The following is a 4696-nucleotide window of genomic DNA, read 5'->3' as shown; positions in this document are numbered from 1 at the left end:
AAGTTAGAAGTTATTAGGAAGTCAAAAGTCAAAAGTAGTTGAGCAATAATTTTGTAAACGTTAGGATAAAAATTTATGAATGCTTACAAAAAATATGTAGTAATTGATAATCCTCAGCAGTTAGTTTTATCAGATTTACCATTTGCAGCAGGTCAAAAAGTGGAAGTTATTATTTTAGCTGAAGAGGATAATGAAGTTGACGGTCAATTAGAAGAATTACGTCAAAAAATTGATAGTGCAACTGAGCAAATTTTGGCAGGAAATGTGACTGATGGTGAATTAGTTTTTGAGCAGTTACAAGCTAGATTAAGGAATGAATATGGATTAGACTAATGGCAAGGTATCAATTTTCTGAGGATGCAATTAAAGATATTAATGAAATTTGTGATTATCTTGCTAAAAATAATCCTCGTTCAGCTAGTAATCTATTTGATGCGATTCGCCAAAAATGTAAGTTATTTAGTAATTTTCCGAATATGGGGAAATCCTATGCACAAATTAGACCTAATTTACGAGGTTTTTTATCAGAGATTATATTATCTTTTATTATCCTTATGATGAAGGTATTGTTATTGTTCGGATTGTTAGTGGTTATCGTAATTTAGACACATTGTTTAGTGAGGATAGTAATACCTAGAAAATATAATTCATTTTGTTATAAACAACTAAAATTGATATTTTTATGAATCAATATAAACGGGATTATATTCCTACTAAATAGTTAAAATATTTTATCGGTACTTTTATGCAGGAATACCAAAATTTTTATAAGTTGAAAGTATGATTTTCTAGAATGGTATTGGGTCTGGGGCATAAAAGTCGTTCTTACCAAGAAGTTCAAGGTATCGTTCTATTGCTATTCTTAATACTGAACTACTATAAACAGCAGGTTTTCTCAATATTTCTTCTAGTAATGTACGCCACATAAAATGTTTTTCTGAATCCATTGGAATTTCCTTGAGAAACTTATTCCAAGCTTTTTCTTCTGCTTCTGTTTTTGGATTTTGTAAATTATTCAAAATCAAACTTTGATATTGCTTCTCTTTGATAGGATAATCTGAAAAAGATAGAAGTGTTATACCGATTAGACGATCTTTAGTATCTTCTTTGTAAATAAACTCCATTGCTAAACTCAAATCTATAGAGATATCCGAGAACGATTTTTTTTCTATTTCCCTTGAAAAATAAGGTGAATCTCTTATTACATTGAAAATCAATGTACTACCAGCACGAACTAATTTATTGCTATGATTCAGCAATGATGTAAATCTAGAAATATATTCTTCATCAGGTTTAATAAAAAATTCATATATCTCTACTATGCGTCCTTTGATTGGATTATCTAGTGGTTGATATATGTCTACTGTGATTAGTTTATCTAGTGGCAATTTAGTAAACAAATTAGGTGCTAAATCTAAAATACTAGCATCATATTCAAGCAGCTTTAGGAATAAAGCTATCCCTAAACTAGCAGTAGGAAAAGAGTAAGATTCAGAATACTTCTCAAGAAATAATTCAATAATTTGACGTGCATAGTCTATAACTTCTAAAGAAGATGACCAAATACCTTCAAATACATATTTTAGCCCGAAATAGTCATATGGCTTTTTTCTGTTTTGTATTGCTTGTTTAATAGTAGTTAGCATTTTTTGTAGCTGCTCTGGAGCATATTTTAGTCCTGAATACATTGACCCCAATGTGAGATATGCTCCTACTAATTCATCTAGTTGAACTCCTATTTTTCTAGCAGTAGAAATTAGTTTTAGTTGAGGAAAAAACTCATCTAATCCTACTGATGTTTGTAAGGCAACAATAAACCGTTGTTTTTCTCGATCGTCAGCTTTATCTAAAAATTCTCTAATTCCTTTGTCTATTTCTTCAGCAATAGATATTTGAGTAGAAGCATCCAAATAATCTAAAGAATTGGCGAATGTATCTTGTTGATTAGTATTTGTTTTGATAGCTAAGGTTAAGAGAGGCCAAGAATCTCTTAGACCTGAAATAGACAATAATTCATCAAAATAGTCTGGTAAAGTTGGATTATCCTTGAGAAAATTTCCAAATAACTCTATATTTTCTTTCTCTGGTTGATTAAATGACCAAAAAAACATCCAAAGCGTTAGTTTGACTGGTAAAATCAAATCATTATTTTGTAATAGTCGAGTAATGCTATCTATTGTTTCACTAGGAACATCTGAAGTATATGAAGTGTTAATTGGTTCGGTTAATATATCAAATTGATGGGATAAACCATTAAGTTCATAGATTTCAATGTTTACCTCCAAAGGATAGTTATCTATTATTTGCATCATTTGCAAAACTTTTAACAATAAAATCAATTGATATGCTAATTCTTTAGGTTGTGTAAATTCCCAGTTTAGTTCTTCTGAGTGATCTGAATAATATTCCCAATTTTCAATCATTGCCTCTGCAAGTTTTTCAGATTGACTTTTAGAAAGTGACCAACACCTTAATAGTTCATTTTTATCATCTCTAGACAAAAATTTAGTTACTATATATTTATTTTCTATCCAGTATGACCAATAATTTTCTAAACGTTCTACTACCCATTGAGGGTCAGATATATATAATAAAGCAATCTTGAAAGCAGACAAAATTAAGTTCTTTTCTTCAGTCTCAAGAAGTTCATCTACTTTTCCTTTGAGAAAATTCTCTGCTGGAAAATATTCGCCATAAATACGCAAGGCATTTTCCCAGCAACTCTCTGGAAAATTTTTACCGTTAAATTTACTTTCTAAAATTCTCCGTAAAAGATCGTTTTTATCTGCTTGAGATAACTGTTTTGTATAAGAAATTAACTGAGAAATTTGCTCATCTGTAAGTCCTGTATCTAAAACTTCTAAACCGTAATCAATTAAATCATATTGGAAATTACGATATTGGGATTTACTAAGAGAACCATCTGCTACTACTTCTAAGGCAAACCAAGCACCAGGTCTTAAAAAATGATTTTGATTCTGATTTTTATCTTCCACAGATCGGTCTAACGGACGGCAAACTTGTGTCAAAATTTTCTCAGAATCTTCTCCTAATTCTCTAACAATTCTACCTGCTAAAAATAAAGAAATATATCGCCAATGTTCTGAATCAATTGCTGCAATTTTTTCCTTCAAATTTTCAAATCTATCACCATTTTTGAATAAATAGACAGCAGCAAAAAACTCTTGAAAAGACCTAAGTTCAAAACCAAATAACCCTGGTTGTGGTTCAACAATCAAAACTAATCTATCCTTAGCATCAGTCACAAATTTATCGACTTTATTATTAATATTTTCATCGGATGAAAATCGGTCATTTTTTCGCAAAACTTCCTCAATTGCTGCTCTAAATTCATCTTCTGGTAAAAGAGACTGAACATTAATATTAGAACTATCAGAAGTTTTAGAAGCAGCACGATAATGTAACAAATAACCCAAATAAGAATGAACATTAAGCAGAATTTGGTCATCACTCTTAATTAAGTCTTTGTCCTTACTTTTTTCTCGCTTTAATATAGTTCTCCAGTATTCATCAAATAAAGTTTCTCTTTCCCCTGGAGGTCTGCCGCCATTTTTAATAATCAGCAAGATAATAGTTACTTGCAAGGGAGTTGTTAACAATCTAGAAATTCTCTCATCTTCCTCACATTCTTTGAGAATATCAAGTATTCTTGTTTGTTCTCCATCAGCAATTTCTCTAGTTTTTACCCATTTTTGAGCATATTCTGTTACCTGCTCCTTTTCCAGCGGCAATAATTCTAAATGAGGAAATATTTCAGGATTGAACTGTTGTTTATACATATTAGGACGAGAAGTCACTACTACTTTTAAATCAACTTTTATATTTTCTGCCCAGTCTAAAAAAGTAGAAATTTCTTCGACCATTCGCTGTTGTAAACGAGCATCTGAAACTTCATCTAATCCATCTAAAATTAAGAGGCATTCTTTCTTTTCAAAAATATCTTGTATCGTAGCAGCAGATATTTCTTCTAGTCTATTTGTGATATTACCCATTTCTGTAGCTAGGTAATTTTCTAAACTAGAAGATTCATTTCTATTTCTATCTGATAACCATTGAGCAAAATATTTTAAGACTACTCGAAAGGGAATGCGTTTAACTTTTATATTTTCGGTAAATTCATATTCTGTATTTAGATATTTCGCTCTATGTACTTGACCTAGTTGTTGCCCTAAAGTAGATTTACCTTGACCAGGACCGCCAATAATTACAACCTTATTGTACTTTTTTTCTTCTTTTGTGAAATATTCCATAGCTGGAACATGATTTTTGTCTCTAAATAAATCATCTTCACCTGTGAATATTTTCTTAACTTCAGTAGTTACTTTATCCCACGGTTTAAGAAAAAGATCGATAAATACTCTTTGGAGATAAGTACCTTCTTCATCTCTTCCTGAATCACCTGCCTGATCTAATTCTGCAAATCTATCCTTTCTAAATGATTTAGTAAGATAAGTTGTAATATTTCTTTCCAGAATAGGGTCTAATTCTCTATTAATTTGTTGTTTTTGATTATTATAATTAGGGTTTTTAGTTTGGTTTTGATTTTGGCGTTTCTGTTCCTCCCAAACTGACCCTAATTTTTTTAGATTTTCTGCCTTTTTATTATAAAACCAAAGAGCGAATGTCAAAACTCTAGTACCTTTGCTTTTTTGACTGCGTGTACTATGTTCTGTCA

Annotated in this window: 3 protein-coding genes; 2 read left to right on the top strand and 1 reads right to left on the bottom strand. The window is 30.7% G+C overall.

The genetic code is table 11. The features are described 5' to 3' along the window. Positions 1-75 precede the first annotated feature (75 nt). Together AC3DU7_RS17125 and AC3DU7_RS17120 are read left to right on the top strand one after the other, a co-directional pair. Positions 76-333 carry a hypothetical protein gene (locus AC3DU7_RS17125; RefSeq protein WP_488040530.1) on the top strand — a complete coding sequence of 86 codons (258 nt, stop codon included), beginning with the start codon at positions 76-78 and terminating at the stop codon, positions 331-333. Beyond that, on the top strand, positions 333-605 hold the full coding sequence (locus AC3DU7_RS17120; RefSeq protein ID WP_488040529.1) for a type II toxin-antitoxin system RelE/ParE family toxin: 273 nt from the start codon (positions 333-335) through the stop codon (positions 603-605). Before AC3DU7_RS17125 ends, AC3DU7_RS17120 begins: the two co-directional genes overlap by 1 nt. 183 nt (positions 606-788) lie before the next feature. Here AC3DU7_RS17120 and AC3DU7_RS17115 read toward each other — a convergent pair whose 3' ends face one another. Further along, a complete protein-coding gene (locus tag AC3DU7_RS17115) occupies positions 789-4649 on the bottom strand; it encodes an NACHT domain-containing protein (RefSeq protein WP_488040528.1) in 3861 nt (1286 codons plus the stop codon). Between the last annotated feature and the right edge of the window lie 47 nt (positions 4650-4696).

This window comes from Okeania sp., assembly GCF_983059655.1.
Note: the sequence above shows the minus strand (reverse complement) of the source record. Positions and strands in the feature narration are given on the sequence as shown.